General features: G+C 67.2%; 24 protein-coding genes and 1 riboswitch. Of the genes, 22 read left to right on the top strand and 2 right to left on the bottom strand.

The window, feature by feature from the left end; all coding sequences use genetic code 11:
• The first annotated feature begins 73 nt into the window (after window positions 1-73).
• From def to hisF, 12 genes are all read left to right on the top strand, one after another.
• Entirely contained in the window at window positions 74-673 is a 600-nt protein-coding gene (gene def / locus FBY36_RS17480; RefSeq protein WP_142121455.1) for a peptide deformylase, read from the top strand.
• A complete protein-coding gene (gene fmt, locus FBY36_RS17485) occupies window positions 670-1590 on the top strand; it encodes a methionyl-tRNA formyltransferase (RefSeq protein WP_142121457.1) in 921 nt (306 codons plus the stop codon). Before def ends, fmt begins: the two co-directional genes overlap by 4 nt.
• Complete coding sequence (locus tag FBY36_RS17490) at window positions 1587-3281, top strand: RsmB/NOP family class I SAM-dependent RNA methyltransferase (protein ID WP_142121459.1); 1695 nt, start codon at window positions 1587-1589, stop codon at window positions 3279-3281. The genes fmt and FBY36_RS17490 overlap by 4 nt, the downstream gene beginning before the upstream one ends.
• Window positions 3282-3389: 108 nt before the next feature.
• Entirely contained in the window at window positions 3390-4067 is a 678-nt protein-coding gene (gene rpe, locus FBY36_RS17495) for a ribulose-phosphate 3-epimerase (RefSeq protein ID WP_142121461.1), read from the top strand.
• Window positions 4068-4106: 39 nt separating this feature from the next.
• Window positions 4107-4254: riboswitch (FMN riboswitch) on the top strand.
• A 169-nt stretch (window positions 4255-4423) separates the two neighbouring features.
• The gene (ribD, locus tag FBY36_RS17500; protein ID WP_142121463.1) at window positions 4424-5563 is read left to right on the top strand and encodes a bifunctional diaminohydroxyphosphoribosylaminopyrimidine deaminase/5-amino-6-(5-phosphoribosylamino)uracil reductase RibD; all 1140 of its coding nucleotides are present in this window, start codon (window positions 4424-4426) and stop codon (window positions 5561-5563) included.
• Window positions 5563-6225, top strand: coding sequence for a riboflavin synthase (locus tag FBY36_RS17505; protein WP_142121465.1), 663 nt, complete (start codon window positions 5563-5565; stop codon window positions 6223-6225). Before ribD ends, FBY36_RS17505 begins: the two co-directional genes overlap by 1 nt.
• Window positions 6222-6980: a 3,4-dihydroxy-2-butanone-4-phosphate synthase gene (ribB, locus tag FBY36_RS17510; protein WP_142121467.1), complete on the top strand. Its 759-nt coding sequence runs from the start codon at window positions 6222-6224 to the stop codon at window positions 6978-6980. Before FBY36_RS17505 ends, ribB begins: the two co-directional genes overlap by 4 nt.
• On the top strand, window positions 6977-7711 hold the full coding sequence (gene ribA / locus FBY36_RS17515; protein ID WP_142121469.1) for a GTP cyclohydrolase II: 735 nt from the start codon (window positions 6977-6979) through the stop codon (window positions 7709-7711). The genes ribB and ribA overlap by 4 nt, the downstream gene beginning before the upstream one ends.
• Window positions 7712-7728: 17 nt before the next feature.
• Window positions 7729-8217, top strand: coding sequence for a 6,7-dimethyl-8-ribityllumazine synthase (ribH, locus tag FBY36_RS17520; protein WP_056333394.1), 489 nt, complete (start codon window positions 7729-7731; stop codon window positions 8215-8217).
• 104 nt (window positions 8218-8321) lie between these two features.
• Window positions 8322-8585 carry a phosphoribosyl-ATP diphosphatase gene (locus FBY36_RS17525; RefSeq protein WP_009358176.1) on the top strand — a complete coding sequence of 88 codons (264 nt, stop codon included), beginning with the start codon at window positions 8322-8324 and terminating at the stop codon, window positions 8583-8585.
• 84 nt (window positions 8586-8669) lie between these two features.
• Window positions 8670-9530 (top strand): ATP phosphoribosyltransferase, encoded by an 861-nt coding sequence (gene hisG / locus FBY36_RS17530; RefSeq protein ID WP_142121470.1) that lies wholly within the window; start codon window positions 8670-8672, stop codon window positions 9528-9530.
• A 38-nt stretch (window positions 9531-9568) separates the two neighbouring features.
• Window positions 9569-10345 (top strand): imidazole glycerol phosphate synthase subunit HisF, encoded by a 777-nt coding sequence (hisF, locus tag FBY36_RS17535; protein ID WP_056333399.1) that lies wholly within the window; start codon window positions 9569-9571, stop codon window positions 10343-10345.
• 50 nt (window positions 10346-10395) lie between these two features.
• On the opposite strand, the gene FBY36_RS17540 is transcribed toward hisF, so the two are convergent.
• Window positions 10396-11466, bottom strand: a complete 1071-nt coding sequence (locus FBY36_RS17540) for an IS110 family transposase (protein ID WP_142117607.1) — start codon at window positions 11464-11466, stop codon at window positions 10396-10398.
• A 354-nt stretch (window positions 11467-11820) separates the two neighbouring features.
• A complete protein-coding gene (locus FBY36_RS17545; protein WP_142121472.1) occupies window positions 11821-12465 on the bottom strand; it encodes a TIGR03085 family metal-binding protein in 645 nt (214 codons plus the stop codon).
• 112 nt (window positions 12466-12577) lie between these two features.
• On the opposite strand from FBY36_RS17545, the gene hisI reads away from it, so the two are divergent.
• From hisI to FBY36_RS17595, 10 genes are all read left to right on the top strand, one after another.
• Window positions 12578-13033: a phosphoribosyl-AMP cyclohydrolase gene (gene hisI, locus FBY36_RS17550; RefSeq protein WP_235008883.1), complete on the top strand. Its 456-nt coding sequence runs from the start codon at window positions 12578-12580 to the stop codon at window positions 13031-13033.
• Window positions 13034-13138: 105 nt separating this feature from the next.
• Window positions 13139-14701, top strand: a complete 1563-nt coding sequence (locus tag FBY36_RS17555; RefSeq protein WP_142121474.1) for an anthranilate synthase component I — start codon at window positions 13139-13141, stop codon at window positions 14699-14701.
• Window positions 14701-15405 carry a Trp biosynthesis-associated membrane protein gene (locus FBY36_RS17560; RefSeq protein ID WP_142121476.1) on the top strand — a complete coding sequence of 235 codons (705 nt, stop codon included), beginning with the start codon at window positions 14701-14703 and terminating at the stop codon, window positions 15403-15405. The genes FBY36_RS17555 and FBY36_RS17560 overlap by 1 nt, the downstream gene beginning before the upstream one ends.
• 104 nt (window positions 15406-15509) lie before the next feature.
• Window positions 15510-15797 carry an HGxxPAAW family protein gene (locus tag FBY36_RS17565; protein ID WP_142031035.1) on the top strand — a complete coding sequence of 96 codons (288 nt, stop codon included), beginning with the start codon at window positions 15510-15512 and terminating at the stop codon, window positions 15795-15797.
• Window positions 15797-16618, top strand: a complete 822-nt coding sequence (trpC, locus tag FBY36_RS17570) for an indole-3-glycerol phosphate synthase TrpC (RefSeq protein ID WP_142121478.1) — start codon at window positions 15797-15799, stop codon at window positions 16616-16618. Before FBY36_RS17565 ends, trpC begins: the two co-directional genes overlap by 1 nt.
• A gap of 120 nt (window positions 16619-16738) precedes the next feature.
• On the top strand, window positions 16739-18070 hold the full coding sequence (gene trpB, locus FBY36_RS17575) for a tryptophan synthase subunit beta (protein ID WP_142121480.1): 1332 nt from the start codon (window positions 16739-16741) through the stop codon (window positions 18068-18070).
• Between the two features lie 11 nt (window positions 18071-18081).
• Window positions 18082-18915, top strand: a complete 834-nt coding sequence (gene trpA, locus FBY36_RS17580; RefSeq protein WP_142122698.1) for a tryptophan synthase subunit alpha — start codon at window positions 18082-18084, stop codon at window positions 18913-18915.
• Between the two features lie 3 nt (window positions 18916-18918).
• Window positions 18919-20085 carry a prolipoprotein diacylglyceryl transferase gene (gene lgt / locus FBY36_RS17585; RefSeq protein WP_142121482.1) on the top strand — a complete coding sequence of 389 codons (1167 nt, stop codon included), beginning with the start codon at window positions 18919-18921 and terminating at the stop codon, window positions 20083-20085.
• Window positions 20086-20348: 263 nt separating this feature from the next.
• Complete coding sequence (gene gltB, locus FBY36_RS17590) at window positions 20349-24962, top strand: glutamate synthase large subunit (protein ID WP_142121484.1); 4614 nt, start codon at window positions 20349-20351, stop codon at window positions 24960-24962.
• Entirely contained in the window at window positions 24955-26412 is a 1458-nt protein-coding gene (locus FBY36_RS17595) for a glutamate synthase subunit beta (protein ID WP_142121486.1), read from the top strand. Before gltB ends, FBY36_RS17595 begins: the two co-directional genes overlap by 8 nt.
• The last annotated feature ends 76 nt before the right edge of the window (window positions 26413-26488 follow it).

The following is a 26488-nucleotide window of genomic DNA, read 5'->3' on the forward strand; positions in this document are numbered from 1 at the left end:
CGGGTGGACCTCGAGAGACTGCACCTAAACTGGATAGGTTCCCTTTGCCGCCAACCGTGAGGACAAACAGCGCATGGCTATTCTGAATATCCGCATCATCGGTGATCCTGTGCTGCGCACAGTTGCCGATCCCGTGACGGAATTCGGACCCGAGCTTGCCAAACTGGTGGCCGACATGACCGAAACCATGGAGGACGTGGACGGCGCGGGGCTTGCCGCTCCGCAGGTGGGCATCAGCAAGCGCGTCTTCACGTACCGGATCGACGGGGTGGAGGGGCACATCATCAACCCCGTCCTGGAGAACAGTGAGGACTACCAGCCGGACCACGTGGAGGGCTGCCTGTCCATTCCCGGCCTCGGCTTCCCCGTCCGCCGTTTCCGCGCCACCCGGGTCACCGGTGTGGACATGCACGGAAATCCGGTGTCCGTGGATGGGGAGGGGATGCTGGCACGCTGCTTCCAGCATGAAAATGACCACCTGGACGGCATTCTCTACACCGACCGCCTTGAGGGCGAAGACCGGAAGGCTGCATTGCGGTCCATCCGCAACGCCAATTACGACGCCGTCACCGGGCGCACCACCGCCAAGCGCGCCAAGAGTGTCGGGTCAAGTTTCGGCGGGGCCAGCTTCGGAACCAGCACCGCCGGCTCCAGCTTTGGCACCCAAGGGTGAGGGTCCTCTTCGCGGGGACACCCGCCGTCGCTGTGCCGTCCCTGGACGCCCTGGTCAACGCCGGCTTCAACGTGGTGGCGGTCCTGACCCGGCCCGACGCGCCGGTAGGCCGCAAACGCGTGCTGACGCCCTCGCCGGTGGCACAACGCGCCGCGGAACTGGGCATTGACGTCATCCGTGCCGCGCGCGTCGATGCCGAGGCCATTGCCGCTGTCTCCGCAGTGCAACCGGACGTCGCGGCCATCGTCGCCTATGGCGGACTGGTTCCCCCTGCAGCACTGGGCATACCGCGGCACGGCTGGGTCAACCTGCATTTCTCCCTGCTGCCCGCCTGGCGTGGTGCGGCACCGGTCCAGCGGTCGGTCATGGCAGGCGACGATGTCACCGGTGCCGTTACCTTCCAGCTGGAGGAAGGGCTGGACACCGGCCCCGTTTTTGGCACGCTGACCGAGGCCGTCAGGCTGCAGGACACTGCCGGCGACCTGCTGGAGCGGCTGTCCCGCAGCGGTGCGGTCCTGCTGGCGCAGACCCTGTCCGCCATCGAGGCCGGAAAAGCGTCGCCGCAGCCGCAGGCCGGCGACGTCTCGCTGGCACCCAAACTGACCCTGGAGGATGGACACATCAACTGGTCCCATCCTGCCCTTGCCATCAACCGGCAGGCACGGGGAGTTACCCCTGAGCCTGGCGCCTGGACCCTGCTGGACGGGCAGCGGGTCAAGCTCGAGCCTGTGCGGCTCCGGCCGGATATTGCAGGGCTTGCCCCCGGCTCAGTGGCCTTGCACGGGAAAACCGTGGTGGTGGGAACTGGCTCGCACGCAGTGGAACTCACCCGGGTCCAGCCCGCAGGGAAAAAGATGATGGCTGCAGCCGATTGGGCGCGCGGCATGGCTTCACTGGAGGGTGTGGTGTTCGAATGAGCGGGTCCGGCGGCAATACAGGTGGACGGAATACCGGCCGGCCCAACACTGGCGGAGGGGGAAGCGCCGGAGGATTCGGCCGCGGCGGGAAGAGCGGGCAGGGCGGCAGCGGCGCGCCCGCCGGCAGCGGCCGCGGCAACGGTGGACCCCGGGACGCCAGCAGGAGGGACGCCAAAGGCCGGGAACGCAACCGCGGTCCGCAGCGGGGCTTTACCGAACAGGCGCCGTCGCAGCGGACCAGGCGCGCCGACCCCGCCCGTCTGGTGGCCTTCGAAGTGCTGCGCGCTGTGGCAGAGGAGGATGCCTACGCCAACCTGGTGCTGCCCGCGCGGATCCGGCATCACCACCTGGACAAACGGGACGCCGGGTTCGCCACGGAACTGAGCTACGGCGCCCTGCGCGGCCAGGGAACCTACGACGCCATCCTGGCACGGTGCGTGGACCGGCCATTGGCCAAGCTTGACCCGGCCGTCCTCGACGCCCTCCGCATCGGCGCCCACCAACTGCTGGCCATGCGGGTCCCGGCGCACGCCGCACTTGACCAGACGGTAGGGCTTGCCCGTGCCGTCATCGGCGCCGGCCCCTCGGCACTGATCAATGCCGTCCTCCGCAAGGTTTCCGCCCACTCCCTTGAGGAGTGGCTGGACCTGCTGGTGGAGGGCGAAACCGACGAGACGAAGATTGCCTCGCTCCGGTACGCGCACCCCGAGTGGATTGTCCGGGCCATGCGCCAGTCACTGGTGGCCCACGGCCGGCCCGCAGGCGAAATCAACGACCTGCTGGAGGCGGACAACGCTGCCCCGGTGGTTAACCTTGTGGCCCTGCCGGGGCTGGGCAGCCTGGACGAAGCGCTGGAGAACGGTGCCACGCCCGGCGAACTGGTGGAAGGCTCCGCGCTGTCCAGCGGCGGGGACCTGGGACGCCTGGCGTCGGTGCGTGCAGGTAGCCTCAGGGTCCAGGACGTTGGTTCACAGCTCGTGGCCAGGGCCCTGGCCGCGGTGGACCTTCCCAACCCGGATCTCAGCCGGGCGGGCGACGGTGCCGGCCGCAATCCCGGCGCCGAAAGTGCGGCCGATGCAGGGGCGGGTGCCGGTGAAGCTTGGCTCGATCTTTGCGCCGGCCCCGGTGGAAAAGCAGCCCTCCTTGGTGCGCTGGCCCACCAGCGGGGCGCCACGCTGCTGGCCAATGAGCCCGCCCCACACCGCGCAAAACTGGTCAGCCAGGCGCTGTCCGCCGTACCGCAGGGCAGTTGGCAGGTCCGGACCGGCGACGGCCGGGATGTGGGTGCCGAACAGCCGGAACGATATTCCCGCGTCCTGGTGGATGTTCCCTGCACTGGCCTGGGAGCTCTTCGGCGCAGGCCCGAGTCCCGGTGGCGGCGCTCTCCCAAGGACATTGCAGACCTGGGCCCGCTGCAGCGCGAACTGCTGAACTCCGCCCTGGCCGCCGTCCGTCCCGGGGGAGTGGTGGCCTATGTAACCTGTTCACCGCACCCGGCAGAAACCACGGCTGTCGTGGCCGACGTCCTCCGGAAACGCGCCGATTTAGAACTCCTGGACGCGGGCGCCGCCCTGGATGCAGTCAGCCTCACCGGAAACCTGGGCGCCGGCCATGAACTGACAGCCCAGCTCTGGCCCCACATCCACCACACCGACGCCATGTTCCTGGCCCTGATCCACAAAAAAGCCTGACAGGGAAGAATCCCCGACTCATTAACCTGGGCTCCGGGTCCGGCCTGTTCCCGGCCGCGGACCGGAAGTTTCCTACGACACCAAGCACCTTCAGCGAAAGGCACCCCTGTGACGCAATGCTGCATCAACCCGAGCATCCTCTCCGCCGACTTCGTCAACCTTGAGGCCGAACTGCAACGGATCAGCAACGCCGACGCCGTCCACGTGGACGTCATGGACAACCACTTCGTCCCCAACCTGACCCTCGGGCTGCCCGTGGTGCAGCGGATCCAGGCTGTCAGCCCGGTTCCGCTGGACGCCCACCTCATGATCTCCGACGCGGACCGGTGGGCGCCGGGTTTCGCCGACGCCGGCCTGGCCTCGGTCACGTTCCACGCAGAGGCCTCCATTGCCCCCATCAAGCTGGCACGGGAACTGCGCAGCAGGGGATCCAAAGCGGGGATGGCATTGCGCCCGGCCACCCCGGTGGAGCCGTACCTGGACATGCTGGCCGAGCTGGACATGCTGCTCATCATGACGGTGGAACCGGGCTTCGGCGGCCAGGCATTCCTGGACGTCACGCTGCCCAAGATCCGGCGGGCTCGCGCAGCCGTGGAAGGCTCCGGACTGGGAGTGGCCATCCAGGTGGACGGCGGGATCACGGAAGACACCATCACACGCGCGGCTGAAGCCGGCGCCAACGTTTTTGTGGCCGGCTCCGCCGTCTACGGCGCCGATGACCCCGCCGCAGCCATCGACCTGCTGCGGGACAAGGGCAACCGGACATTACGCGGGGCGACGGAATAACGGGGAGCCCCTGCCGGTTGTGGCACAATAACAACACACATACGTGCTCCGGGGTCGGTGTAAGTCCGAACCGGCGGTGACAGTCCGCGACCCGCGAGCCGGCATTCTCTGACGAGGATCCGGCAGACGGTTGAACCGGTGGAATTCCGGTACCGACAGTTAAAGTCTGGATGAGAGAAGCACGTACAGCTGTATCAGTGGGCCCGTGGGCCCGCAACGTTCTGCTGTCGTACCCCCGGAGCCATCGCGGTTCGACAGGGAAGGAACGACACGCACATGAACCCCCAGCGATGGCTCTTAAACGCCGAAAATCCTGCCGCCTCCAAGGCAGCCACCCAACCCGCCCCGGCCGCCGCATGACGGGCGCCGTGGAACTGACGCCCGCCGCCGGGGTGGTCACTGCCTTCAGCGCCGACGAAACCCAGGCCATGGAGCACGCCCTGCGGGCAGCCCTGCAGGGCCCGCGCGGCGCGAACCCGCTGGTGGGCGCCGTCGTCGTCGGTCCTGACGGACGCCACCTTGTCACCGGCTACCACCGCGGCGCCGGCACCGCGCACGCCGAAGCCGACGCAATTGCCCAGGCCGCCGCCGTCGGCCTGGACCTCTCCGGATGCACCATGGTGGTCACCCTGGAACCCTGCAACCACGTGGGCCGCACCGGGCCGTGCACGGAAGCAATCATCGATGCCGGCATCACGGACGTCGTCTACGCCGTCGACGATCCCCATGATCCCGCCGCCGGCGGCGCCGCAACGCTGCGGACGGCCGGCGTCCGGGTCCGCAGCGGCCTCGGTGCCGACGAATCCCTGGACATGAACCGCCAGTGGTTCGAGGCCGTCGCCGCCAAGCGCCCGTTCGTCACCCTCCACATCGCCCAGACCCTGGACGCCCGGATAGCTGCCGAAGACGGCACCAGCCAATGGATCTCCAGCCCCGAGTCGCTGGCAGACAACCACGGAATCCGCAGCCGCATCGACGCCATCCTGGTGGGCAGCCAGACCGTGCTGGTGGACAACCCGCGCCTGACCGCCCGGGAACCGTCCGGCGACCCTGCACCCAAACAGCCGGTACGGGCCGTCATGGGACTGCGCGGAATCCCGGACGGCGCCGCGATCCGCGGCGATGACGGCCTGGCCGTCCACCTTCCCACCCGGGACCCGCGCGAAGCGTTGACCATGCTGTATCAAGCAGGCATCCGGCACGTCATGGTGGAAGGCGGGTCAAGGATCCTCAGCGCCTTCCTCTCAGCGGGCCTGGTGGACGAACTCATCGTGTACCTGGCGCCCACCCTGCTGGGATCCGGCACCCCCGCCCTGAACGGGCTCGGCATTACCAGCCTTCCGGACGCCCAGCAATGGGAATGGGACGAGGCTGACGGGGGCGCCGTCCGGACGCTTGGCCGGGACCTCAGGCTTCACCTCAGACCGCAACGGAAAGTTGCACTCGACCACCCACCAACCCGCGGCAGCGCGGAGCAAGCCCAGGGAGGCTACTGATGTTCACCGGAATTATTGCCGAGCAGGGGCAGGTGCTGTCCGTGGAGCGCGACGGAAACACCAGCGCCACAGTCCGGCTGCACGCCCCCGGCTCCACCGAAGGCCTGCCACTTGGCGGCTCCATTGCCGTGAACGGGGTCTGCCTTACGGCAACCGCCATTGACGGCAAGGAGTTCAGCGTTGACGTCATGGGGGAAACCCTGGTCCGGAGCACCATCGGCGAGCTCGTTGCCGGGGATTCAGTCAACCTGGAACGCTGTGTTCCTGCAGGCGGACGCCTGGACGGGCATGTCGTACAAGGCCACGTGGACGGCGTGGGAGTCCTGCTGGAACGCGAACCGCTGGGCAACTGGGAGCGCCTGCGCTTTGGCGTCCCCGCCAACCTGGCCCGCTACATTGCCGAGAAAGGCTCCATCGCCATTGACGGTGTCTCCCTCACTGTCACCGCTGTCAGCCCGGCGCCGGAGCAGGAGCCCTGGTTCGAAGTGGGCCTGATCCCCACCACCTTGGCTGAAACGGGCCTGGGGACAAAAACCGCCGGCAGCCGGGTGAACCTGGAGGTCGACGTCCTGGCCAAATACACCGAACGGCTGCTTGCCTTCCGCGATGCCGGCGCAGCAGCCGGCACCGGTGGCACCGCGGTTGCAGGAGGTGCACGGTGAACGCCGCAGTACACCTGGAATCCGCCGCTGCCGCGGATGCGGTCAACACCGACAATGCCTCCGGCGGCCGGGCGGCCGCGCCTGCCAAGGGACTGGACTCCATTGAGGATGCAGTGCGCGCCATGGCGGCAGGCCGGCCTGTGCTCGTCGTTGACAACGAGCACCGCGAAAACGAAGGCGACATCATTTTCGCCGCCCAGCACGCCACGCCCGCCCTGATGGGCTGGACCATCCGGTACAGCTCCGGCGTGATTTGCGTGCCGCTGACCGGGGACCGCGCGGACGCCTTGGCGCTGCCGCCCATGACCGCGGTCAACGAGGACGCCAAAGGCACGGCCTACACAGTGTCCTGCGACGCGGCGATTGGCGTCAGCACGGGAATTTCCGCCACGGACCGGGCCCTGACGGCCCGCATCCTGGCCGACCCGCAGGCCACACCGGCCTCCGTGACCCGCCCGGGGCATATTTTCCCGCTCCGTGCGGTTGACGGTGGTGTGCGGGAACGCCAGGGCCACACCGAGGCGGCCGTGGACCTGTGCCGACTTGCGGGCCTGGAGCCCGTCGGGGTGATCGCGGAAGTGGTGTACGACGACGGTGAAATGATGCGCCTGGACGGCTTGCGTTCGTTCGCAGCGGAACATGGATGTCCGCTGATCTCCATTGAGGACCTGGTGGCGTATCTTGAAGCCGGGGCCGGGGGAACCCAGCGTGAGGATGTCCGGGTAACGCCGGGCGAACAGAAGGAGAAACGATGACGGCAGCGGCAGCCAGCGACGACAGCCAGCAGAACGGCCACCGGAGGCACCACGCAGTATCCGGCGAGGCACCCCATCCCGTCAGCGGAGGGCCCGTCGTGCAGCTGCCCACCGCCTTCGGCGACTTCGTTGCCCAGGCATGGACTGATCTGGTGACCGGTGTGGAACACCTGGCCGTCAGTTCCCCCAACGCCCCCACCGACGGTCAAGCCCCCTTGGTGCGGCTGCACTCCGAGTGCCTCACCGGCGATGTCTTTGGCTCCTACCGCTGCGACTGCGGGGAACAGCTTGCCTACGCACTGGAACTGATCCGGGACAACGGCGGCACCCTGCTATACCTTCGCGGCCAGGAGGGCCGCGGCATCGGCCTGGCCAACAAGATCAAGGCCTATGCCCTGCAGGAAGCCGGCTTCGACACGGTGGAGGCCAATGAACAGCTGGGCCTGCCCGTTGACGCCCGGTGCTACAAGGCCGCAGCCCAGATCCTTGCCGAAATGGGCCTGCACGAGGTGCGGCTGCTCAGCAACAACCCGGACAAGCAGAACAGGCTGGCCAAGGCCGGCGTGAACGTCGTGGAAATGGTGCCCACCGAGGTGCCTTCCCGGGAACAGAACATCCGCTACCTGCGCACCAAGAAGGACCGCATGGAACACCGGCTGCTGCTGGATACCCAGGTGGCTCCGGTGCCCGTGCCGGCCCCCGAAACCCCTTTCGACCACGAACAAGACTGAACGGAACAGAAGAACCCATGAGTGGACACGGCGCCCCCGACATCGACCTCAGCACCCTCAACCCGGCCGAGACCTCGCAGCTGAAGCTCGCGATCGTCGCAGCCAGCTGGCACACACAGATCATGGACGGGCTCCTTGACGGCGCGCTCCGGGCCGCCAAGGACGCCGGCATTGCCGAGCCCACCGTGCTGCGGGTTCCCGGCAGCTTCGAACTGCCCGTTGCCGCAGCACGCCTGGCACCGCACTTTGACGCCGTCGTTGCCCTCGGCGTCGTGATCCGCGGCGGAACCCCGCACTTTGACTACGTCTGCCAGGCAGCGACGTCCGGCCTGACCGACGTCAGCGTCTCCACCGGCGTGCCGGTGGGCTTCGGCGTGCTGACCTGCGACAACGAACAGCAGGGACTGGACCGCGCCGGTCTGCCCGGCTCCAAGGAAGACAAGGGCCATGAGGCCGTGACGGCGGCGCTGGCCACCGCCGTCGTGCTCAAGCAGTACCAGAGCTAAGGGACAGCCTGCTTCGCGGGCGCGGTGTGTATTCGCTCACATCGCGCCCGTCATGCAATGGCCCGGGAAGCGCCGGTGCGGCCGCAGCAAGTAGGCTGGAGGGCGTGAAGAATTTCGAGACGCTGTTCGCTGAGCTCAGCGAGAAGGCAGCCACCCGCCCGGAAGGCTCCCGCACCGTCGCTGAATTGGAGTCCGGTGTTCACGGCATCGGCAAAAAAGTCGTTGAGGAAGCAGCCGAAGTATGGATGGCTGCCGAATATGAATCCGATGAAGCCGCGGCCGAGGAAATTTCCCAGCTGCTGTACCACCTGCAGGTTCTGATGCTCGCCAAAGGCCTGACCCTGGAAGACGTCTACAAGCATCTGTAGCCACCGGTCCGGCGCGCTGACGCCGGGTCCGCTGTGGCCTGCAATGCCTGAAACCAAGACCTTCCACCCCAGAAAGAACCTCCCATGCTGCGAGTAGCCGTCCCCAACAAGGGCTCCCTGTCTGAAGCCGCCTCCGCCATGCTCTCCGAAGCCGGATACCGCCAGCGGCGCGACAGCCGTGAGCTGGTCATGGTGGACCCCGACAACGACATTGAGTTCTTCTTCCTCCGCCCCCGTGACATCGCGGTCTACGTCGGCCAGGGAACGCTCGACGTCGGCATCACCGGCCGCGACCTGCTTCTGGACGCCGGGGTGGAGGCCGAAGAGCTGCTTCCGCTGGGATTCGCCGCCTCAACGTTCCGCTTCGCCGGCCCGGTGGGCGACTTCGCCTCCGCCGCCGAACTTGAAGGCAAGCGCCTGGCCACCAGCTACGATGGCCTGCTGCGCAGCTACCTGGCCGAACGCGGCATCAACGCCAAGGTGGTCCGCCTGGACGGGGCGGTGGAATCCTCTGTCCGCCTCGGCGTGGCGGACGCCATCGCCGACGTCGTGGAAACCGGCAACACGCTCAAGGCCGCCGGCATGGAAATCTTCGGCGATCCCATCCTCAAATCCGAGGCCGTCCTGATCCGCCGCACCGGCAACGGGGGCGCCGCCAACGGCACCGCCAGGGAAATCGACGTCCTCATCCGCCGTCTCCAGGGCGTCCTGGTGGCGCGCCAGTACGTGCTGATGGACTACGACATCCGCAAGGAGCTCGTGGAGAAGGCGGCCGGCCTGACACCCGGCCTTGAATCGCCCACCGTTTCACCGCTGCGCGATTCCGATTGGGTGGCCGTCCGGTCCATGGTGCCCAAGAAGGAAACCAACCGGATCATGGACGAACTGTACGACCTCGGCGCGCGCGCCATCCTGGTCAGCAGCATCCACGCCTGCCGCATCTGAGCCGGCCGCAGCAACCACCACAGATTCCAGGAGTTCCCATGGCAGTAGCAGTACGCGTCATTCCCTGCCTTGACGTCGACGCCGGACGCGTCGTCAAGGGCGTCAACTTCGAGGGCCTGCGCGATGCCGGCGACCCCGTGGAACTCGCCCACCGCTACGACAACGCCGGTGCCGACGAACTGACGTTCCTTGACGTGACGGCCTCCTCCGGCAACCGCGAGACCACGTTCGACGTGGTCCGCCGCACCGCGGAGGAAGTATTCATCCCGCTGACGGTGGGCGGCGGCGTCCGCGGCGTAGCCGAGGTGGACAAGCTCCTGCGCTACGGCGCGGACAAGGCCTCCATCAACACCGCGGCCGTGGCCCGCCCCGATGTCATTGACGAAATCACCCGCCACTTCGGTTCCCAGGTGCTGGTCCTGTCCGTTGATGCCCGCCGCACCCGCCCGGGCTCGCAGCCCACGCCGTCGGGATTCGAAGTGACCACCCACGGCGGCCGCACCGGCACCGGGATCGACGCCATCGAATGGGCCCGGGAAGCAGCGGACCGCGGGGTGGGGGAGATCCTGCTGAACTCCATCGACGCCGACGGCACCAAGGACGGCTTCGACCTCGAACTCATCAAACTGGTCCGGGCTGCCGTTAAAGTCCCCATCATCGCCTCCGGGGGAGCGGGGGAACCCGCGCACTTCCCGCCGGCCGTCGCAGCCGGCGCGGACGCGGTCCTGGCCGCCTCGATTTTCCACTGGGGACCGGACGACATGATGTCCCAGGTCAAGGAAGCGATCCGGGAAGCCGGCTTCGAAGTCCGCTGAAGCGTGTTCCCACCCAACTAAGTAGCGCTAAGTGACCCTTCTATGGTTCGTCAAGCCTGGGAGGCGCTGGGTGTGGCGGCGTTGAGGGTGCGGTAGATACGTCGGGCGAGGTAGCGTTTCACGCAGCGGCGGATTTCCCTTTTGGTGCGTCCTTCGGTTTGTCGTTTGGTGACGTAGTTGCTGGTCTCGGTGTCGAACGTCATTCTGCTGAGGGCGACCATGTGCAGTGCCCTGTTCAGGGTTCGGTCACCGCCGCGGTTGAGTCTGTGCCGGACGGTGTTCCCGGAGGAGGCTGGGATTGGGCTGGCCCCGGCTAGCGAGGCGAAGGCGGCTTCGGACCGGACCCGGCCGTGGTGTGACCAGGCGGTGAGGCAGATGGCGGCGGTGACGGGGCCGAAGCCGGTTTCCTGGAGCAAAGGTGCGGCTTCGCTCACTTCCACCAGTTCGGTGATCCGGTCGTTGTTGGTTTTGATCTCCGCGTCGAGCTCGCCGATCCGCTTGGCGAGCCGGACTGCTTCTGAGCGGGCGATCGACAGTGCCAGTGGTTCTTCACGGGCGCGCCAGCGGCAGACTTCACGGATCTGGGTTCCCGTGAGGGGTTTGCGGGCGTCAAGGCCAAGGTCGTTGACCCGGGCCAGCGCTGTTAGGGCGTTCACGGCCCGGGTGCGCTCGGTCGTCATCGACTCCCGCGCGGTGACCAGGACCCGCAAGGCGGCCCGGATACCTTCGTTCAGTCGTGGCCTGCGCAACTGATCCGTTTCCAACGGCAGGACGGCCGCGGCGATCCGGTGGGCATCCAACAGGTCGGATTTGCCAACCCCGTGATGGGACCGGGCATCCATCCTCGGTGCTTCGGCGACGTCGTAGCCGGCGGCGCCTACAGCTCCGGCGAGGAGGGCACCATAGGACGCGGCTCCCTCGATCACCCACAAGGTGGCCAGGTCAGCTCCGATGTGACGTGCCACCCAGGCCAGGGCGCGGTTGATCCCGGCGCTGGTGGTCGGGAAGTCCCGGGTTTGAAGCAGTTCCCCGGTTGTGGTGGTGATGATCGCGTAGACATGGTTTTTGGCGTGGGTATCGACGCCGACGACAAACGGGTGCGAATGCGTAACGATAGACATAGCGGTTCTGGCATCTTCCTCTAGACCGGATAGGGTCAGGCCGCGTTCGGCCGGTACCAGTCCGGGTAGAGGTCACTTCGGAACAGCACTGTGACGAGCCACGCCCCCTTAGAGGGGCCGGGCAACCTTCTGATCAAGTCACCGAGGTGGGCCGGGCAGGTGCCGGCCGTCCACCCCAGCGGACGGACAAGTCAATTGAAAGGCACCCACAAGGGGGCCAATCGTTTTGTGAGTCACGACCACAGGGCGGAACGGCCAACACCTACTCTGCCAGCCAGTCCCGGACCAGCCACCCCAATCCTCACAGTCGTTTTGAGGGCTCATAACGACACTTAACGCTACTCAGTTGGAGGGTTAGAGCCCTACTTCGGCTGACTGGAGGAGGGCGACGGCGTCCGGCTGGCCTTCGAATGTGACCAGGGCATGGCGGGTGCGGCCGTGGGCGTGCATCAGCAGTTCGCCCGGCTCACCGACAATGGCCACCGAAACAGGTGCCCGCTTGGCGACGTGGCGCGGACCGGACGGACGGACCAGGACAATGCCCAGGTCCACGCCGCGGTAGAGAATGGCGGCCCGCTTCACGAGTTCGTCCCACAGGGCGTCCGAGTATGCCTCATCAAGTGCCCTGGGTGCCCACCGGTCCACGGCCCGCCGGACGTCCTCGGTGTGCACGAAGTACTCGATCAGGTTGGCGCTTTCGTCGAGCGCCTTGATGCTCATCGGCGAAAGCGCAGGGGGACCCGCGCGGAAGGTGTTGACCAGCCGGGCATAGTCGTCGTTGCCGGTCAGCTTTGCCGCCAGCCGGGCGGTCGCCTGGTCCGATGCCTTGGCCAGGCGCTTGATGATCAAACCGAGCCCGACGGCGGCCTTCCGCTCGCGCAGGTAGAGGTGCGCGGCAAGGTCCCTGGTACGCCAGCCCTTGCACAGAGTGGGCGCATCAGGGCCGGCCGCAAGCAGGGTTTCGGCCAGGACTTCTCGGGACGGTTCGACGAAATGCATCACTTGTGAAACTAGCACGAGAGGCGCGGAGTTGGGCAGCACTTCAGAGGCCGGTGGCGTGCTGTTGTTCACAACAGGAGTACGGGCGCGTGTTGGCACTAGACTTGACCCGATGTCTGAGCAGCCAACCCCCGTCCCAACCGCCGGATCCGCCGTGTCCCCGCCCGTGGAAGCCGTGCCGCCGTCGTCTGAAGAAATTGTGCCGCCGGCCGGTCCGCTGCCCCGGGAAGTGGCTGCCGCGCTCAAGCGCGACGGCGCCGGCCTGGTAGCCGCCGTGGTGCAGCAGTACGACACCAACGAAGTCCTGATGCTTGGCTGGATGGACGACGAAGCGCTTCATCGCACCATGACCACCGGCCGCGTCACTTTCTACTCCCGCTCACGGCAGGAGTACTGGCGCAAGGGCGATACCTCCGGGCACGTCCAGTGGGTCAAGTCCGTGGCTCTGGACTGCGACGGCGACGCGCTGCTGGTGCGCGTGGACCAGGTGGGCGCGGCCTGCCACACGGGTACCCGCACCTGCTTCGACGGCCGTGCCCTCGACGTAGTGGCAGGCCAGGCAGGCTAACCCGATACGCTGCCCGGCAGGCCTCCCTCCACGGCCACCACAGCAAGATCACCATGGCGCCCGGCAAGGCCGGCCCTTCCGAAGAACAGGCGGACAAGCATAACCATGCAGGACCTTGGAACCATCAGCCCAAGCCTTGAGGAATTCCGGGAACTTGCCGGCCACAGCCGCGTCATTCCCGTGAGGCTCAAGGTCCTTGCCGACGCCGAAACCCCCATCGGGCTGTACCGGAAGCTGGCGCAGGGGCAGCCCGGCACCTTCCTGATGGAATCAGCAGCCGTCGGCGGTGCCTGGTCACGGTACTCCTTCATCGGCGCCAGGTCCCGCGCCACCCTGACCACCAGGGACGGGCAGGCACACTGGCTGGGCGAACCGCCCGCGGGCGTGCCGGTCAGCGGCAGCCCCGTGGACGCCATCCGCGACACCATCGAGGCGCTGCGCACCGACCGCTTCGAGGGGCTGCCGCCGTTTACCTCCGGCCTGGTGGGCTTCCTCGGCTGGGAGACGGTCCGCCACTGGGAACGGCTGGTCAGCCCGCCCGAGGATGACCTGCAGTTGCCGGAAATGGCCCTGAACCTGGTGACCGACATGGCCGTACACGACAACGTGGACGGTACGGTCCTGCTGATTGCCAACGCCATCAACTTCGACAACAGCTCCGAGCGCGTGGACGAGGCCTGGCACGACGCCGTCGCGCGGGTGAAAGAACTCCTGGCAAAGATGAGCGCTCCCGTGGTGCAGCCGGTCTCCGTGCTGGCACCGGAAGCCCTGGACTTTGCGTCCAGCGTCCAGGAACGCTGGGACGAGGCTGAATACCTTGCCGCACTGGACCGCGGCAAGGAAGCCATCGTGGACGGCGAGGTTTTCCAAGTGGTGATCTCGCGACGGTTCGAAATGGAATGCAAGGCATCCGCCCTCGACGTGTACCGGGTCCTGCGCAACACCAACCCCAGCCCCTACATGTACATTTTCAGCCTGGCCGACGCCGACGGCCGCGAGTACTCCATCGTCGGGTCCTCGCCGGAAGCGCTGGTCACGGTCACGGGCGAGGAGGTCATCACCCACCCCATCGCCGGCTCGCGTCCGCGCGGAAAGACCGTCGAAGCGGACAAGGCCCTGGCCGAGGAGCTCCTGGCGGACCAGAAGGAACGCGCTGAGCACCTGATGCTCGTGGACCTGTCCCGCAACGACCTCTCGAAGGTTTGCGTGGCCGGCACGGTGGACGTCACCCAGTTCATGGAGGTGGAGCGGTTCAGCCACATCATGCACCTGGTGTCCACCGTGGTGGGCCGGCTGGCCCCTCAGGCCAAAGCCTATGACGTCCTGAAGGCAACCTTCCCGGCCGGCACCCTCTCGGGTGCCCCCAAGCCCAGGGCCCTCCGCCTCCTCGATGAGCTGGAACCGCACCGACGCGGCATTTACGGCGGCGTGGTGGGCTACCTCGACTTCGCCGGCGACATGGACATGGCCATCGCCATCCGGTCCGCCCTGATCCGCGAAGGACGGGCCTACGTCCAGGCCGGTGGCGGCATCGTGGCCGACTCCGTGAACCCCACCGAGGCGCTGGAAACCGTTAACAAGGCCGCCGCCCCGCTGCGTGCCGTGCACACGGCAGGATCGCTGCACAACATTTCCGCGGACTCCCTTCCTGGCGGGACAGCGTCCTGATGCCGGACTCCGACATGGCACCGGACCGGCCTGGCGACGCGGCCACGGCAGGAGCGGCGGACACGGCGGCCAAGGCGGTCAAGCCCGGGAAGAGCCGGGCCGTACCGGCCTGGGCGCGCAAGTCCACGCTGGTGCTGCTGATCGCCCTCCTGGCGCTGGCCGCATTCGGCACCACCACCCAGACCTGGATGACTGCCACGCTGGACCCCAACCAGGTGGGACAGTCCGGACCTGCCCAAAGTGTCATCCAGGTACAGGGCAGCAAGGCCGCCACCACCGTGACGGCCCTGGCACTGGTGGCCCTGGCCGGCGGGCTCGCAGCGGCCATTGCCGGCAGGATCGCCCGGTGGGTCATCACCGCCATTATTGTCCTTGCCGCGGCCGGCGTGGTGACCGCCGCGGCCACCGTCCTGGCCGACCCGCTCACGGCGGCGCAGGGATCCATTGCGGCGGCCACCGGAATCTCCGGCAGCCAGGCGCACGTGGAGCTGACCCCGTTCCCGGTCCTCGCCGTCGTCGCCGGCTGCCTTCTTGCCCTGGCAGCCCTGCTGATCCTGCCCGCCTCCCGGTACTGGAAGGCGCGCACCAAATATGACGCGGCGGGCGCCGCGGGGACCGCAGCTGCCGGCGGGACGCCACCGGCCGGGCCCGTCGACGAAATCGACAGCTGGGACCGGCTTTCCCGCGGTGAGGACCCCACCTAACCCCGGCAGGCGTCCGGACCGGCATGGGCGGCAAGCCCGGCGGTACGCGGGCGGCAGCCAAAAAATGGCAGAATGTAAGCAGTATCCATCCTGAGGAGATTTCCATGAGCAAAGCACCTGCGTCCGTTTCCAAGTCAGGCACCCGCACGGTGGCCCCCGGCGCCATTGACCACAGCCAGGAACTGGGCCACGGCAACAGCCCGGCCGCCTGGACCTGCGTCATCGTGATGCTCGTTGGCGCGCTCATCGCAGCCATCGCCTTCGTCATCGCCAGCACGCCCATCTTCATCGGCGGCATCGCCGTCATGGTCGTCGGCCTGATCCTCGGTTTCATCATGCGCAAGGCAGGCTACGGCGTCGATGGCAGCAAGCTGAAGAACTCCGGCCACTGATGGCGACTGTTCTCGATGACATCAACGCCGGTGTCAGGGAGGATATGGCGGCCAGGAAGCAGCTCGTTTCCCTGGCCGAGCTGAAGGACCGGGCCCAGGCCGCGGCACCTGCCCGTGACGCCTGGGCAGCCCTCGGCGGAACCTCCCCAACCCGGGAACAGCTGAAAGTCATTGCCGAAATCAAACGCCGCAGCCCCTCCAAGGGCGATCTCGCCAGCATCGGGGATCCGGCGTCGCTGGCCAGGCAGTACGCCGACGGCGGTGCCTCCGTCATCAGCGTCCTCACTGAACAGCGACGCTTCAACGGCTCCCTTGCCGACCTCGACGCCGTGCGCGCCGCCGTCGACATTCCGCTGCTGCGGAAGGACTTCACGCTCGACGAGTACCAGATCTGGGAGGCCCGTGCCCACGGCGCCGACCTCATCCTGCTGATCGTGGCCGCCCTTTCGGACGCCCAGCTCGCCGAATTCAGCGCCCTCAGTCGGGACCTCGGCATGAACGTGCTTGTCGAGACGCACACGGAAAAGGAAATCGAGCGTGCCGTCGCGGCCAACGCGCGCATCATCGGCGTCAACGTGCGCAACCTTAAGACGCTCGACGTCGACCGTTCCGTCTTTGCCTCACTGGCAGGACTGATTCCGGCCGAGGCCGTGGTGGTTGCCGAATCCGGCGTCCGCGACGCCGGCGACGTAACGCACTACGCCGCCAGCGGTGCCAACGCCATACTCGTGGGCGAGGCACTGGTAAGCCACGCCACGCCCCGGGAACGCATCGCCGAGTTCACCGCCGCCGGCGCCGCCGCCATCGCCGCCCGCGGCTGAGGCACGCACCACCGGTTTTCTGCGGGGCCTGCAGCATGCCGGCCCCGCACCAAGGCATCCCGTTCCGGCCACGCCGGAACAGCAAACTTTGACCAACTACCACCGAACAGGACAGGACTGATGGCTGACGCACCCTCAGGAAACGCTGACAACAACACCGCGGAAGCATTCCTGCAGGGCGGATCCCTCCGCCACGCCCCGGGGCCGTACTTCGGCAACTACGGCGGGCGATGGATGCCCGAGTCCCTCATCGCCGCCCTGGACGAACTTGAAGAGACCTTCAACAAGGCCAAGGACGATCCCGAGTTCCGCGCGCAGATCGCGGACCTGAACAAGAACTACTCCGGCCGGCCCTCGCTGCTGACCGAGGCCAAGCGGTTCTCCCAGCACGCCGGCGGAGTTCGCATCTTCCTCAAGCGCGAAGACCTCAACCACACGGGCTCGCACAAGATCAACAACGTCCTGGGCCAGGCGCTGCTCGCCAAGCGGATGGGCAAGACCCGCGTCATCGCCGAGACCGGCGCCGGCCAGCATGGCGTGGCCAGCGCCACCGCCGCTGCCCTCATGGGGCTCGAATGCGTCGTCTACATGGGCGCCGAGGACTGCCGCCGCCAGGCGCTGAACGTCGCCCGCATGGAACTCCTGGGCGCCAAGGTCATTCCCGTCACCAGCGGATCCCAGACCCTCAAGGACGCCATCAACGACGCCCTACGGGACTGGGTGGCCAACGTTGACAACACCCACTACCTCCTGGGTACCGCTGCCGGCGCCCACCCGTTCCCCGCCATGGTCCGCTACTTCCACGAGGTCATCGGGGAGGAAGCCCGCGCCCAGATCCTGGAGCAGGAGGGCCGGCTCCCCGACGTCGTCTGCGCCTGCATCGGCGGCGGCTCCAACGCCATCGGCATCTTCCACGGGTTCCTGGACGACCCCTCCGTCAAGATTTACGGCTTCGAGGCCGGCGGCGACGGCGTGGAGACCGGCCGGCACGCTGCCACCATCACGCTTGGCAAGCCGGGCGTCCTTCACGGCGCACGTTCCTACCTGATGCAGGACGATGACGGGCAGACCATCGAGTCCCACTCCATTTCCGCCGGCCTGGACTACCCGGGTGTCGGCCCGGAGCACTCCTACCTGTCCGACATCGGACGGGTCAGCTACGAGCCCATCACGGACAGCGAAGCCATGGAAGCCTTCCGCCTCCTCTGCCGCACCGAAGGCATCATTCCCGCCATCGAGTCCTCGCACGCGCTGGCCGGAGCCATGAAGGTGGGCCAGCGGCTTGCCGCCGAAGTTGCGTCCGCAGGAACAGGAACTGCGGCTGAAAAGATCGTCATCGTCAACCTGTCCGGACGCGGTGACAAGGACGTGGCCACCGCAGCCGAATGGTTTGACCTGTTGGACAAGAATTCCGCCGAATCCGAAATCGGCAAAGAGGGGGAGCAGCTGTGACCAGCGCAGACATGGCCAACCAGGCAGAGACCACCAGCAAGTCGGCAGCAGCCATTGACAGGGCACGGTCCCAGGGGCGCTCCGCCCTTATCGGCTACCTCCCCGCCGGCTACCCCAGCGTGGAGGACACCATCGCCGCAGGCATTGCCCTGGCGGAGAACGGTGCGGACCTGATCGAGATCGGCATTCCCTACTCGGACCCCGTAATGGATGGCCAGGTCATCCAGGCCGCCACCACCGAGGCACTGGCAAAGGGCTTCCACGTCAGCCAGGTGTTCGACGTCGTCGCCGGCATCACCAGCAGGACCGACGCCGCTGTCCTGGTCATGACCTACTGGAACCCCGTGGTCCGGATGGGCGTGGATGAGTTTTCGCGCCGGCTCGCCGAAGCCGGGGGAGCCGGGCTCATCACTCCGGACCTGATCCCGGACGAGGCGGCCGAATGGATGGCAGCCTCGGACAAGTACGGCCTGGACCGGGTGTTCCTCGTGGCGCCGTCCTCCACTGCCGAACGCATGCAGCGGACCGTGGATGCAAGCCGCGGCTTCGTGTACGCCGTTTCCATCATGGGCGTCACCGGAGCCCGGACATCCGTCAGCACCGCAGCCAAGGATGTTGTTGCCGCCGCTCACGGCGCCGGCGCCGAACGCGTCTGCGTCGGACTGGGCGTCTCCACGGCCGACCAGGTGCGGGAAATCGCTGCCTACGCCGAAGGCGTCATCGTGGGCACCGCCCTGGTGGCTGCCCTCCGCGACGGGGGAGTGGACGCCGTCGGCGCCCTCACCAAAGACCTGAGCACGGGCCTGACGCGGGAACCGGGCCTGACGCAGGAAACCGGGGCCTAAAGCATGCAGCCACTCCTTCAGGCAGCCGCGCTGGTGCCCGCCATGGCGCCCGCCAGCATCCCCAGCCCGGACTGGTCCGGCTTTGACATTCCCCTGCCCTGGGGCAGCCTGCGGATCCACGCCTACGCGCTGTGCATCCTTGCGGGAATCGTCGTGGGCCTGTGGCTGACGTCCGTCCGCTGGGCCAAGCGCGGTGCCCCTGAAGGCAGCGTCTGGGACATTGTCATCTGGGCCATTCCCTTCGGCATCATCGGGGGCCGGCTCTACCACGTGGTGTCGTCACCGGACGCCTACTTCGGCCCGGGCTTTGATGGCACCGGGGACCTCTCGCTGATCCCGCAGATCCAGCGTGGCGGGCTGGGCATCTGGGGCGCCGTCGTCCTCGGTGCGGTCGGCGCCTGGATCGGTTGCCGCCGCAGTGGCGTGAAGCTGAGTGCATTCGTCGACGCCGCGGCGCCGGGCCTGCTCCTGGCCCAGGCCGTTGGCCGGTGGGGCAACTACTTCAACCAGGAACTCTTCGGCGGTCCCACCACCCTGCCGTGGGGCCTTCAGGTCGACGCGGACAACCCCAACTTTCCTGCGGGCATGCCCGCGGACACCCTCTTCCACCCCACGTTCCTCTACGAATCGCTGTGGAACCTGGCCGGCGTCGTGATCCTGCTTGCCCTGGACCGGCGCTTCAACTTCCGCCGGAGCCGGCTCTTCTGGCTGTACGCGATGTACTACACCCTGGGCCGGGTCTGGATTGAGGCCATGCGCATCGACGACGCCGAACAGATCAGCATCCTTGGCATCACCACCAGGCTCAACGTGTGGACCAGCATCTTCGTGTTCCTCGCGGCCCTCACGGCCTTCATCCTCCTGGGACGCAAGGGCCGGCCGGATCCGGACACCGTATACCTTCCGGGCCGTGAACCGGAGAAGGCTGCGGAGCCGGGGGTCGATGCGGGGCCTGGTCATGAAGTCCGTGATCCGGACAATGTTGTCTCAGATAGTGATTCGCGTGGTAATCTCCCTGATAGCCACAGCGGTTCCAGGCATGCTTCCGACCCCACGGAAGAAGCCGCGGCGGCACCGGCCGGCTCAAAGCCCGGAACGGATGCAACGGCTGCCGGACATTCCGGCAGCACAGCCACAGGATCCGCACCGGAAGCCGGCACCAGTAAGTAGGGCGCCGGCCAGGCAGGGCAGCAGAGCCACCGCTCGATGCGCCCGAAAACCACAATGTCGTGGCATGGGGCACCGTCCGGCCGGCATGTATTTGCCTCCTGATGATGTCCCGGGCAGGGGCCTGCGTAACCGTTAGTTCAGCAGGCTGCGCTGACCTACAATTTCCAGTAATCAACACTTTGTTGTGCCCACCGCAGCGGCGCCGACGAGTGGGGCCAACGGTGTCCCTTCCATACGCACGATCAGGAGGAAGGACGTCTCCCATGACCCAAACTCTTCACACTCCCAGCTGGTCTGAACCGGACCAGCCTGAGACTGCAATGTCGCCGTTCAAGCGCTTCGCAGCCATGCCGGAGGCCGCCGGGCTCTACAACCCGGAACAGGAGAAGGACGCCTGCGGACTGGCGATTATCGCCACCCTGCGCGGCGAACCCGGGTACGACATCGTCGACGCCGCCCTGACCGCCCTGCGCAACCTGGAGCACCGCGGTGCCGTGGGTGCCGATGAGGGTACGGGCGACGGCGCGGGCCTGCTCATGCAGATCCCGGACGAGTTCTTCCGCGCTGTCACCGAGTTCGAACTGCCCGCACCCGGCCAGTACGTTGCCGGTACCGCTTTCCTGCCTGCGGAGCACCGTGAGGCCGACGCCGCCAAAGCAGGCATCGAGGGCCTGGCCGCCGATGAGGGCCTGAAGGTCCTCGGCTGGCGCGAAGTGCCGGTGGTCGCCGACCTCGTCGGTGCCATGGCCCGCGCCTGCATGCCCTACTTCTCCCAGCCCTTCCTGGCATCGGCCACCGGCGAGGAACTGGACCGCAACGAGCTCGACTCCCGTGCCTGGCGTATCCGCAAGCGTGCGCAGAATAAGTTCGGCGTGTACTTCCCGTCGCTGTCCTCGCGCACCATTGTCTACAAGGGCATGCTCACCACGGCGCAGCTGGAGCCGTTCTACCCGGACCTCTCCGACAAGCGGTTCAAGACCAAGCTCGCCATCGTCCACTCGCGCTTCTCCACCAACACCTTCCCGTCCTGGCCGCTCGCGCAGCCGTTCCGGACCATCGCGCACAACGGTGAAATCAACACCGTCAAGGGCAACCGGAACTGGATGCGGGCCCGCCAGTCCCAGCTGGCCAACCCGCTGCTGGGCGACTCCCCGGAGGAGCTGTACCCCATCTGCACCCCGGGTGCCTCGGACTCCGCGTCCTTCGATGAGGTAGCCGAGCTGCTGTGGCTCTCCGGCCGGCCCATCACGCACTCGATCATGATGATGATCCCGGAGGCCTGGGAAAACCACGCCACCATGGATCCGGCCCGCCGCGCCTTCTACGAGTACCACTCGCTGCTGATGGAACCGTGGGACGGCCCCGCCGCCGTCTCCTTCACCGACGGCAACCTTGTGGGCGCCACCCTGGACCGCAACGGCCTGCGCCCCGGCCGCTTCTGGATCACAGAGGACGGCCTGATCGTCTTCGCCTCCGAGGTGGGCGTGATCGACGTCGAACCCTCCAAGGTGGTAAAGAAGGGCCGTGTGTCTCCGGGCAAGATGTTCCTGGTGGACACCGAAGCCGGCCGCATCATCGACGACGAAGAGGTGAAGGCCGAAGTCGCCGCCGCCAACCCGTGGGCGGAGTGGGTCAAGGACAACCTGATCGACCTCAATGAGCTGCCTGAGCGCGAGCACGTGGTGCACACCGCCGCGTCCGTGAACATCCGCCAGCGCACCTTCGGCTACACCACCGAGGAACTGAAGATCCTGCTCGGCCCCATGGCCCGCACCGGCGCCGAGCCGCTGGGCGCCATGGGCTCGGACACCCCGGTGGCAGTGCTGTCCAAGCGCCCCCGGCTGCTCTTCGACTACTTCGTGCAGTCCTTCGCACAGGTCACCAACCCGCCGCTGGACGCCATCCGAGAAGAGCTCGTCACATCGCTGACCTGTGCCATCGGACCCAATGGCAACCTGCTGGACACCAAGCAGGTCCGCCAGCCCCAGGTGCAGCTGCCCTTCCCGGTGATCAACAACGACCAGCTCGCCAAGATCGCCAACATCGAGGACGCCGACGGCAACCGCGTGGCCATGAAGGTCCGTGGCCTCTACCGCCCCGAAGGCGGCGAAAACGCGCTCCGTGCCCGGCTCACCGAAATCTGCGAGCAGGTCTCCGGCGCCATCAACCGCGGCGTGCAGTACATCGTGCTGTCCGACCGCGACTCCAACGCCCAGTGGGCGCCCATCCCGTCGCTGCTGCTGGTCAGCGCCGTGCACCACCACCTGCTGCGCAGCGCAAACCGCACCAAGACCGCCCTGGTGGTCGAGGCCGGCGACGTCCGCGAGACCCACCACGTGGCCGTCCTCATCGGCTACGGCGCTTCCGCGGTCAACCCGTACCTGGCCATGGAATCGGTGGAGCAGCTCATCGCTGCCGGCGACGTCACCGGCGTCACCCCTCAGGACGGCGTCTACAACCTGATCAAGGGCCTGGGCAAGGGCGTCCTGAAGATCATGTCCAAGATGGGCATCTCCACCGTGGCGTCCTACACCGGCGCGCAGACCTTCGAGGCACTTGGCCTGGGCCAGGACCTGGTGGACGAATTCTTCGCCGGCACCCACTCCCAGCTGGGCGGCGTGGGCCTGGACGTGATCGCGGCCGAGGTTTCGGCCCGGCACCAGATGGCCTACCCCGAGGGCGGCATCGAGCAGCCGCACCGCCCCCTGCTGGGCGGCGGCGAGTACCAATGGCGCCGCGACGGCGAACCCCACCTGTTCAACCCGGAGACCGTCTTCCGGCTGCAGCACGCCACGCGTGAACGCCGCTACGACATCTTCAAGGCTTACACCAGGGGAGTGGACGACCAGTCCACCAACCTGATGACCCTCCGCGGCCTGCTCAAGTTCAAGAACGACCGTCCGTCTGTTCCCCTTGAGGAAGTGGAGCCTGTCTCCAGCATCGTCAAGCGGTTCTCCACCGGCGCGATGAGCTACGGCTCCATCTCACAGGAGGCCCACGAGACGTTGGCCATCGCCATGAACCAGTTGGGCGGCAAGTCCAACACCGGTGAAGGCGGCGAGGACGTCGACCGCCTCCTCGACCCCAAGCGCCGCTCGGCCGTCAAGCAGATCGCATCCGGCCGTTTCGGCGTCACCAGCCTCTACCTCACCAACGCGGACGACATCCAGATCAAGATGGCCCAGGGCGCCAAGCCCGGCGAAGGCGGCCAGCTGATGGCGCAGAAGGTCTACCCGTGGGTGGCCCGGACGCGGCACTCGACCCCCGGCGTCGGACTCATCTCTCCGCCCCCGCACCACGACATCTACTCGATCGAGGACCTGGCGCAGCTTATTTACGATGCCAAGCGCGCCAACCCCTCGGCGAGGGTGCACGTGAAGCTTGTCTCGGAAGTCGGGATCGGCACCGTGGCGTCCGGCGTGACCAAGGCCAAGGCCGACGTCGTACTGGTCTCCGGGCATGACGGCGGCACCGGCGCCTCGCCGCTGAACTCGCTCAAGCACGCCGGTGTCCCCTGGGAGCTCGGCCTGGCCGAGACGCAGCAGACGCTGATGCTCAACGGCCTGCGCGACCGCGTGGTGGTGCAGGTGGACGGCCAGCTCAAGACCGGCCGCGACGTGGTGATCGCCGCGCTGCTGGGCGGTGAAGAGTTCGGCTTCGCCACCGCTCCGCTGGTGGTGGAAGGCTGCATCATGATGCGCGTCTGCCACCTGGACACCTGCCCGGTGGGCGTGGCCACGCAGAACCCTGAACTGCGGGCACGCTTCAGCGGCAAGCCGGAGTTCGTGGTCAACTTCTTCGAGTTCCTCGCCGAGGAAGTCCGGGAGATCCTGGCCGAGCTTGGCTTCCGCAGCCTGGAGGAGGCCATCGGGCACGCCGAGGTCCTTGACACCCGCGAAGCGATCAACCACTGGAAGGCCGACGGCCTGGACCTGGACCCGATCCTGCACGGCCTGGAGTTCGACGACGACGCGCCGCTGCGCAACATGACCGGCCAGAACCACGAGCTGGACAAGCACTTCGACCAGCGCCTGATCACCATGGCCACTGAGGCGCTGACCGACCGCAGCCCCGTGAAGATCGCGGTGGACGTCATCAACACGGACCGTTCCGTGGGCACCATGCTGGGCCACGTGGTCACCAAGACGTTCGGCACGGACGTCCTGGCCACCGACACGATCGATGTCACCCTGAGCGGCACCGCCGGGCAGTCCCTGGGCGCCTTCCTGCCGGCAGGCATCACCCTGCGACTGTACGGCGACTCGAACGACTACGTTGGCAAGGGCCTTTCCGGCGGCCGGATCATCGTCCGCCCGGACCGCACCAACGTGTTCAAGGCCGAGACGAACGTCATCGCCGGCAATGTCATCGGCTACGGCGCCACCAGCGGTGAGCTGTTCCTGCGCGGCCAGGTGGGCGAACGCTTCCTGGTCCGCAACTCCGGTGCCACCGCCGTCGTCGAAGGCATTGGCGACCATGGCTGCGAGTACATGACCGGCGGCCAGACGCTGATCATCGGCCGCACCGGCCGTAACTTCGGCGCCGGCATGTCGGGCGGCACCGCCTACGTCCTGGACCTGGATACTGCCAAGGTCAACAAGGACGCCCTGCAGTCCGGCGAACTCCAGCTCCGGGAGCTGGATGCAGAGGACCGCGACATCGTGCACGGCCTGCTGGTCAAGCACGTTGAAGAAACTGACTCCCAGCTGGCGGCGCGCCTCCTCGAGAACTTCGATGACACCGCCGCCCGCATTACCAAGGTGCTGCCGCGCGACTATGCGGCTGTGCTGCAAACCCGTCTCGACGCCATCGAAGAGGGCCTTGACCCCGACGGCGAAGAAGTATGGTCTCGAATCCTGGAGGTGACCGGTGGCTGATCCACGCGGATTTCTGAAAGTACGCCAGCGTGAAACCCAGCCACGCCGTCCCGTTCCCGTCCGCATCATGGACTGGAAAGAGGTTTATGAGGCGCAGGAAAAGGGCACGCTGAAGGCGCAGGCCGGACGCTGCATGGACTGCGGCATTCCCTTCTGCCACCAGGGCTGCCCGCTGGGCAACCTCATTCCCGAGTGGAATGACCTCATGTGGCGGGACAAGGGCGAGGAAGCGATCGAGCGCCTGCACGCCACGAACAACTTCCCCGAGTTCACCGGCCGGCTCTGCCCGGCACCCTGCGAGGCGTCCTGCGTGCTGGGCATCAACCAGCCCGCGGTCACCATCAAGCAGGTGGAAGTCTCGATCATTGACGAGGCGTGGGACAACGGCTGGGTCAGCCCGCTGCCGCCCGCCCGGCTGACCGGCAAAACGGTTGCGGTCGTCGGCTCCGGCCCTGCCGGCCTGGCCGTCGCCCAGCAGCTCACCCGCGTGGGCCACACCGTTGCCGTCTACGAGCGGGACGACAAGATCGGCGGTCTGCTGCGCTACGGCATCCCCGACTTCAAGATGGAAAAGGAGCAGGTGGACCGCCGCGTTGAGCAGATGAAGGCCGAGGGCACCCGCTTCCGGACCGGCGTCTCCGTGGGCACCGACGTCACCTGGGAGCAGTTGCGCAGGCGCTACGACGCCGTCGTGGTCTGCACGGGTGCCACCGTTCCGCGGGACCTGCCCATCCCGGGCCGCGACCTGGAAGGCGTCCACTTCGCCATGGACTACCTGGTGCCGGCCAACCGCGCGGTTGCGGGGGAGACCATCGAGAACCAGATCAATGCACACGGCAAGCACGTGGTGATCCTGGGCGGTGGCGATACCGGTGCCGACTGCTTGGGCACCGCCCACCGGCACGGCGCCGCCTCGGTCACAACCCTGGCGATCGGCAAGCAGCCGCCGTCGGAGCGCGCCGGCCACCAGCCGTGGCCCACGTTCCCCACCCTGTTCGAGATGGCCAGCGCCCATGAGGAAGGCGGCGAACGCACCTACCTCGCCTCCACGGTCGAGTTCGTTGGCGAGAATGGCAAGCTGACCGGCGTCAAGGTCGCCGAGACCGAATTCGTTGATGGCAAGCGCCTCCCGAAGGCCGGCACCGAGCGGATCATCCCGGCTGACCTGGTGTTCCTGTCCCTCGGCTTTACCGGCGCTGAACCTGCGGGCATCACCGAGCAGGTAAACGCGGAGTTCGACGGCCGCGGAAACGTGGCCCGCGACGGCTACTACATGACCAACACCGAAGGTGTCTTCGTGGCCGGTGACGCCGGCCGCGGGCAGTCCCTGATCGTGTGGGCCATCGCCGAAGGCCGCGCCGCTGCTGCCGCCGTGGACAAGTACCTGATGGGAAGCACCATCCTTCCCGCTCCCGTAGCGCCGACGGACCGGGCCATCGCCGTCCTCTAACCGCAGGCCCGCAGGGTGCATCGAGGGTTCACCTCGCCGACAACTTAACCAATGCAAGAGACCAATAGGGTAGGTA

The sequence above is a fragment of the Arthrobacter sp. SLBN-122 genome (assembly GCF_006715165.1).
Taxonomy (GTDB): domain Bacteria; phylum Actinomycetota; class Actinomycetes; order Actinomycetales; family Micrococcaceae; genus Arthrobacter.